At 73.8% G+C, this 4,943-nt stretch carries 5 protein-coding genes; all 5 read left to right on the top strand.

Translation table 11 applies throughout. The features are described 5' to 3' along the window. Positions 1–1,637: apolipoprotein N-acyltransferase (lnt, locus tag C1I98_RS35055; RefSeq protein WP_306461942.1), on the top strand; the 1,637-nt coding region annotated here is incomplete at its 5' end. After that, the gene (locus tag C1I98_RS35050) at positions 1,637–2,380 is read left to right on the top strand and encodes a polyprenol monophosphomannose synthase (protein ID WP_111171612.1); all 744 of its coding nucleotides are present in this window, start codon (positions 1,637–1,639) and stop codon (positions 2,378–2,380) included. The genes lnt and C1I98_RS35050, both read left to right, overlap by 1 nt. Before the next feature lie 79 nt (positions 2,381–2,459). Continuing rightward, a complete protein-coding gene (locus C1I98_RS35045; protein ID WP_111171611.1) occupies positions 2,460–3,125 on the top strand; it encodes a HEAT repeat domain-containing protein in 666 nt (221 codons plus the stop codon). A 6-nt stretch (positions 3,126–3,131) separates the two neighbouring features. Further along, entirely contained in the window at positions 3,132–4,202 is a 1,071-nt protein-coding gene (locus tag C1I98_RS35040; RefSeq protein WP_111171610.1) for a MerR family transcriptional regulator, read from the top strand. 165 nt (positions 4,203–4,367) lie between these two features. Continuing rightward, a partial coding sequence (locus tag C1I98_RS35035; RefSeq protein ID WP_111171614.1) for an FxsA family protein occupies positions 4,368–4,943 on the top strand: 576 nt, incomplete at its 3' end.

Genomic DNA, 4,943 nt, shown 5'->3' with positions numbered 1-4,943 from the left:
GCCCCACCCGGCCACCCACCCCGCAGACCGGGGCGACCGGCCCCGGCGACGACCACATCGCCGCCGCAGCTCACACCTCTGCACCACGGCCGGCTTCGCGGTGGGGGCTTGCCGGCCGGGTGGCCGCCGCGCTCGGCGGAGGCGTGTCGCTGTTCCTGGCCTTTCCTCCGATCGACGCGTGGTACCTCGCGCCGCTGGGCGTGGCGCTGCTGGCGATGTCGGCGCGCGGGTGCCCGGCCCGCCGCGCGCTGTGGCTGGGCTACCTGGGCGGGGCGGCGTTCCTGCTGCCGTCGATGGCCTGGGTGATCACCATCGGCGTCGACGCCTGGCTCGGCCTGGTCGCCGTGGAGAGCCTGTTCTACGCCGCGCTCGCCGTGGGCGTCGCCCTGGTCGGCAGGCTGGCGTGGTGGCCGCTGTGGGCGGCGGCGCTGTGGGTCGCGGTGGAGTGGGCGCGCGGGGTGTTCCCCTTCGGCGGGTTCCCCTGGTCGCGGGTGGCCTTCAGCCAGGGGGAGTCGGCCTTCACCCGGTACGCCTCCCTCGGCGGCGCGCCGCTGGTGACCTTCGCGGTGGCGCTGTGCGGCGGGCTGCTGGCCGCCGCCGTACTGAAGGCCCGCCCGCCCCGCGGCGGGCTCGGCCGGGCTCTCGCGCTGCCCCTGGCCGGCGCGCTGGCGCTGCCCGCCGCGGGCGCGTACGCGATCCCGCACCCCGCAGACGAGGGTCGGACGGTCAACATCGGCATCGTCCAGGGCAACGTGCCCGGACGCGGCATGTACCCGATGGGCGACGAGCCCGCCGTGGTGCTGCGCAACCACAACGAGCAGATCCACGCGATGGCCCGCGCCGTGCGCGAGGGCCGGCTGCCCCGCCCCGGCCTGGTCGTGCTGCCGGAGAACTCCACCGACATCGACCCCTACCGCGACGCCTACGCCCGCGCCTCCATCGACGCGGCGGTCAAGGACATCGGCGTGCCCGTCCTGGTGGGCGCGGTGGTGGCGATCGGCGACCGCGAGCGCGCCACCCGCAGCCTGGTGTGGGACCCGGTGACCGGGCCCGGCGCCTACTACGACAAGCAGCAGCTCGTCCCGTTCGGGGAGTTCACCCCGTTTAAGGAGATCGTGCTGGCCCTGTTCGAGCGGGCCAGGCTGGTGGGCCGCCAGTCGGTGGCCGGCGCCCGCGACGGCGACCTGCGGATGGGGCCGGTGACGATCGGCGCGGTCAACTGCTACGAGGTGGCCTTCGACCGGGTGGTACGCGACACCGTCAGGGCGGGCGGCACACCGCTGGCCGTCCAGACCAACAACGCGACCTACGCGCGCAGCAACCTTCCGCCGCAGCAACTGGCCATGTCCAAGCTGCGCGCGGTCGAGCACAACCGGGCCGTGGTGACCGCCGCCACGACCGGCATTTCGGCATATGTCACGCCGGATGGCGTGGTGGCCTGGCAGACCGGCGAACTCGTCGCCGACATGACGGTGGTGACCGTCCCGATTCGATCGCAATCCACCCTCGCCACCATGGTGGGGCCGGGTCCGGAGTGGGCATTGATACTTCTGGGGGCCTGCGCCGTCGGCGTGGCCCTCCTGCGCGCCAGGCGCGCCCCGCCCAGCAGCGAGCCGATGGGAGACGAGGGCCGATGATGGAGCAGTCCCCGGGCAGGGTCCTCGTCGTCGTCCCCACCTACAACGAACGGGACAACCTCCCGATGATCACCGCGCAGCTGCGCGAGGCCGTGCCGGAGGCCCACCTGCTGATCACCGACGACGACAGCCCCGACGGCACCGGCCAGGTCGCCGACGAACTGGCCGCGGCCGACCCCAACATCCACGTCCTGCACCGGCCCGCCAAGGAGGGCCTGGGCGCGGCCTACATCGCCGGGTTCCGCTGGGGCCTGGCCGAGGGCTTCGACGTACTGGTGGAAATGGACGCCGACGGCTCCCACCGCCCCGAGGAACTGCCCGAACTGCTGCACGTCCTGGCCGACGGAGCGGACCTGGTGATCGGCTCGCGCTGGGTGCCCGGCGGCAAGGTCGTCAACTGGCCCTGGTCACGGGAGTTCCTGTCGCGCGGGGCCAACCTGTACACCCGGATGAGCCTCGGCGTGCCGGTCCGCGACGCCACCGCCGGGTTTCGCGCCTACCGGGCCGCCACCCTCCGCAAGATCGGCCTGGACGACGTGGAGTCACAGGGCTACTGCTTCCAGGTCGACCTGACCCTGCGCACCCTGCGGCACGGGCTGCGGGTGAGCGAGGTCCCGATCACCTTCGTCGAACGCACCGCCGGGTCCAGCAAGATGAGCCGGGCGGTCATCGCCGAGGCGCTGTGGCGGGTCACCGTGTGGGGCGTCACCGGCCTCCCCGGCCGCCTGCGCCGCCCCCGCTGACCTCACCGTTCCCGTGCCGCCATCGGCTTGACCTTGACACCGTGACAAGCACTTCACTGTCGTCAAGGAGGTGGTCCCGATGGCCATGCCGGAACACGACACCGATACGCTCCGAGCCTTCCAGACCGCACAGGACGGCGGCCCGTCGATGCGGCTGCGCGCGGCGCTGGCGGCCGGCACGACCCCCGACCCGCGGCTCATCGGCGAACTCGTCGAACGCTGCGCGATCGAGCCGGAGTTCTACGTACGCGACATGCTCACCTGGGCGCTCACCCGCCACCCGGCCCCGCTGACGGTCCCCAGGCTCATCGCCGAACTCCGCTCCGAGCGCGCACAGGCCCGCAGCCAGGCGCTGCACACCCTGTCCAAGATCGGCGACCGGCGGGCGTGGCCGGCGATCACCCGGGCACTGCTCACCGACGCCGACGAGGAGGTCGCGCGCGCCGCCTGGCGCACGGCGGCCGCCCTCGTACCCGAAGGCGGGGAACCCGAACTGGCCGCAGTACTGGCGACCCAGCTCGGGTGCGGCACGCGCGAGACGCAGCTGAGCCTCAGCCGGGCGCTGGCCGCCCTCGGTACGGTGGTCATGCCGCTCCTGCGCGCCGCGACGACCGATCCCGACCCTCGCGTACGCCGCCACGCGATCGCCACGGAACGGCTGCTTGAGGACCCGGACGCCGGATTCGAGTTCGCGATCGAGGAGGCCGAACGCGTCGTCGCCCTCGGCGGCGGCAAGGAGGAGTGATGGGCAGTGTTGATCGGTGATGTGGCACGGCGGTCCGAGGTCAGCGCCCGCATGCTCCGGCACTACGACTCCCTCGGCCTGGTACGGCCGACGGGCCGTACCGAGTCCGGCTACCGGGACTACTCCGGCGAGGACATCCGGCGGATCTTCCACATCGAGAGCCTGCGGTCGCTGGGCCTGTCGCTGCGGGAGGTCGGGCGCGCCCTGGACGACCCCGGTTTCACCCCCGACCAGCTCGTCGATGACCTCATCCGCCAGGCACAGGACCGCATCGCGGCCGAGAAGGAACTGCTCACCCGGCTGCGCCGGATCGGCGCAGCCGAACCCGCGGGCTGGCAGGACGTGCTGTCGATCGTCGCGCTCCTGCAGGGCCTGGGGGCCAAGAACGCCGGCAGGCGGCAGCGCGCGGCCCTGTCGGCCGCCGAGGTCGCGGTGCCGGTGGAGGCACTGGTCGAGGCGGCGCTGAGCGAGAGCGACCCGCACGTCGCCGGGGCCCTTCGATGGGCATTGGCGCAATCGGGCGAGGAGGGATCGGCGCTGCTGGCCAAGGGCCTTCGCGCACCGGCGGCCGAGGTGCGCAAACGCGCAGTCCAGGCCATCGCCGAACTTCCCGGCGGTACGGCGACCGCGCTGCTGCGCGACGCCCTGGCAAACCCCGACGTCGTGGTCCGCCGCTATGCGGCGCTGGCGCTGGGGGCGCGTGGCGAGGCCGCCGCGGCCGACGTGGCCCCGGCGCTCCTGGACACGCTCATCGACATGATCGTCGAGGGGGTGAACGACGTCGACGCGGCCGACGCGCTGAGCGCGCTGGCCGCTCGCCCCGCCCCGGCGGATCAGATCGCCACCCGGCTCCTCGCCCGCCTCGCCGGCGCCGCCGCCGAACCGGCCGCACGCGCACGGCTCACACAGGCACTCGCGGAAATCCCGGGGCCGGTGGCGTCCCGGGGCCTTGCGAAGCTGTCCCAAGACGAGGATCGTGCCGTCGCGCTCACCGCCGCCTACATTCTGCGGATGCGCGGCGCGGAGGGCGATCGGACAGGCGGGGCGTCCTGGGGGGCCTGTGAAGCTTTCTCATGACGAGGATCGCGTCGTCGCGCTCACCGCCGCCTGCATTCCGCGAATGCGACCGCAGGGGCCTGGGCGAAGGGGCTTGAGGCCGGGCGGAACGCCGGGGCGCTCCGGGGCGTTGGACATCATGTAGCCACCACGCCGTCCGGCCTGCCCGTGTGATTGAGGTTCGACATGCGCCTGTTGATGCTCCTGGCCTTCTTGGCCGTCCCGGTCCTGGAGGTCTTGGTGCTGATCCAGGCCGGGCAGGTCATCGGCGGCTGGCCCACGGCCGGTCTGCTGCTGGCCGGTGCCGTCGCGGGCACCTGGCTGGTGCGCAGGGAGGGCCGGCGGGTGTGGCGGTCCGTGCAGGAGTCGCTGGGCGGCGGGCAGATGCCCGAGCGTGAGCTGGCCGACGCGGCGATCGTGGTGGCGGGCGGCACGCTGCTGCTCCTTCCGGGGTTCATCTCCGACGTGGTGGGCCTGGCCTGCGTACTGCCGCCCACCCGGCCGCTGGTGCGCCGGGTCGCGGCGTTGCTGTTCGCCCGCAGGATGCGCAGGCTGGCGGAGTCCTCGCCGTTCGGCGGGCCGCTGCCCGGCGGGGCCTCACCGTTCGGCGGCGGCCCCTTCGGCGCCCCGTTCGGCCCGGGACCACAGGCCGACGGGCCCGCCACAGGGCCCGCCACAGGGCCCGCCACCGGTACGGTCATCCGCGGCCAGGTCATCCACGACGACCCCGCCGACACCCCGCCCGCCGGGTCCGCCGACGCC

This window comes from Spongiactinospora gelatinilytica, assembly GCF_003236385.1.
GTDB lineage: Bacteria > Actinomycetota > Actinomycetes > Streptosporangiales > Streptosporangiaceae > Spongiactinospora > Spongiactinospora gelatinilytica.
This window is presented reverse-complemented; position numbering and strand designations above follow the sequence as displayed.

Bases quoted from the DNA above. Each gene is read 5' to 3' on its own strand.
- C1I98_RS35050 (WP_111171612.1), top strand. From the start codon at position 1,637: ATGGAGCAGTCCCCGGGCAGGGTCCTCGTCGTCGTCCCCACCTACAAC.
- C1I98_RS35045 (WP_111171611.1), top strand. From the start codon at position 2,460: ATGGCCATGCCGGAACACGACACCGATACGCTCCGAGCCTTCCAGACC.